This window comes from Halobacterium bonnevillei (assembly GCF_009831555.1).
In the GTDB taxonomy this organism is placed as follows: domain Archaea; phylum Halobacteriota; class Halobacteria; order Halobacteriales; family Halobacteriaceae; genus Halobacterium; species Halobacterium bonnevillei.
The window spans coordinates 1-1240 of the sequence record NZ_WUUU01000342.1 but is presented as its reverse complement, the minus strand read 5'-3'; the positions used below and the strand labels follow the sequence as shown (position 1 = coordinate 1240).

Genomic DNA, 1240 nt, shown 5'->3' with positions numbered 1-1240 from the left:
TTTCGTTCTCGGTCCTCGGGATGGACAAACTCGTATCCTTCATGACCAATCAAGTCGTCGGGGTCGTAGCCGAGCACCCGTGTGACAGCCGGACTGACGTAGGTTATCGTCCCGTCGGAATCAACGACTGTTGCGAGATCATTTACCTCCTCAACGAGCGTCCGATACCAGTCAGCCCCGTGTTTATCCTTCTCTCGGGGTGTCGTATCTTCTTCCATTAGTCGTACTGTGTCCAGTACCCATGTATGTATTTTGAACCCGGGTTTTCTCTCCAATAGAAGAGATCTCTGTATCGGTCACACCGCTACTGACGGAGATCAGTGAGTTTCTCACTCGCCTGTGAGGTACACCCTCTATATCTAACGTTCAAAGTGCCTTGTCGATGTTATGAGTGAGACAGCCGACAACGAGTTCACGGAACTGCTTCCACCAGTACCGTGAGCGGACGAACGCACCGTACTTCCGTTTAAGACGGGAGTTCACCGTCTCGTTCTGACTGCGCTGACCGTAGAGATCGGCATCCAACCGAGCATTCCACGCTCTGTGAAGCGACGAGAACTCGCGGTGCTTGATGAGCGGACGAACACCAGTCTCACGGGCTAACGTGCGAATCTTCTGATCATCGTATCCCTTGTCGCCAAGGAGAACCGCTACTCCCCCAGTATTCCGCTTGATGAGCGACGGCGCAATCTTCGAGTCGTGTTTTCGTGTTGTCGTCACGTGTACGTCGAGGATAGCATTCACCCTCGTGTCCACGAGAAGCGTGACTTTTAACTGCTGAATCGTCAACTTCGCTCGCTTCGTGTAGTGCTTCGAGGCATGACTGCGGTCGAACCCGGAAGCGTCGATCCCGACGATACCGTTGGTTGGGAGAAGCGTAACTGAGAGATTAAGAAGAACCCGCCAGACTGCCATATCGAGTCGGTTGAACGCTTTGCATAGCGTTGAGGGCGACGGGAGTTCCTCAAGATCGATGGCTCTTCGAATCCGGGGCATCTCGATGAGTTCGTCAAGAAGCATCCGGTACGTCGTATTCTTCCGAACTTTGAGGCAGAGCAAGACGATGTGTTGGTGGAGTGTGTAGCGACGTTTCGAGAACTTCGAGGAGTAGCGGGCAACACCTCGCCGAGCCAAGTGGTACGCCTGCTCAACGAACCGGAGCAACCGCGACTTCGGGAGGACTTCCATACGATTAGACTACTATGTGAACCTGTAACTCTCCGAGGATTTCAACAGAGCC

General features: G+C 53.4%; 2 protein-coding genes. Both read right to left on the bottom strand.

Going from position 1 to position 1240, the window contains the following annotated elements; genetic code table 11:
* Positions 1–218, bottom strand: a 218-nt coding sequence (locus tag GRX66_RS19165) for a PAS domain-containing protein (protein WP_159527861.1), incomplete at its 3' end; no start/stop codon positions are given.
* Between the two features lie 148 nt (positions 219–366).
* The gene (locus GRX66_RS19160; protein WP_159527860.1) at positions 367–1188 is read right to left on the bottom strand and encodes an IS5 family transposase; all 822 of its coding nucleotides are present in this window, start codon (positions 1186–1188) and stop codon (positions 367–369) included.
* Positions 1189–1240 lie beyond the last annotated feature (52 nt).

Bases quoted from the DNA above. Each gene is read 5' to 3' on its own strand.
- GRX66_RS19160 (WP_159527860.1), bottom strand. From the start codon at position 1,188: ATGGAAGTCCTCCCGAAGTCGCGGTTGCTCCGGTTCGTTGAGCAGGCG.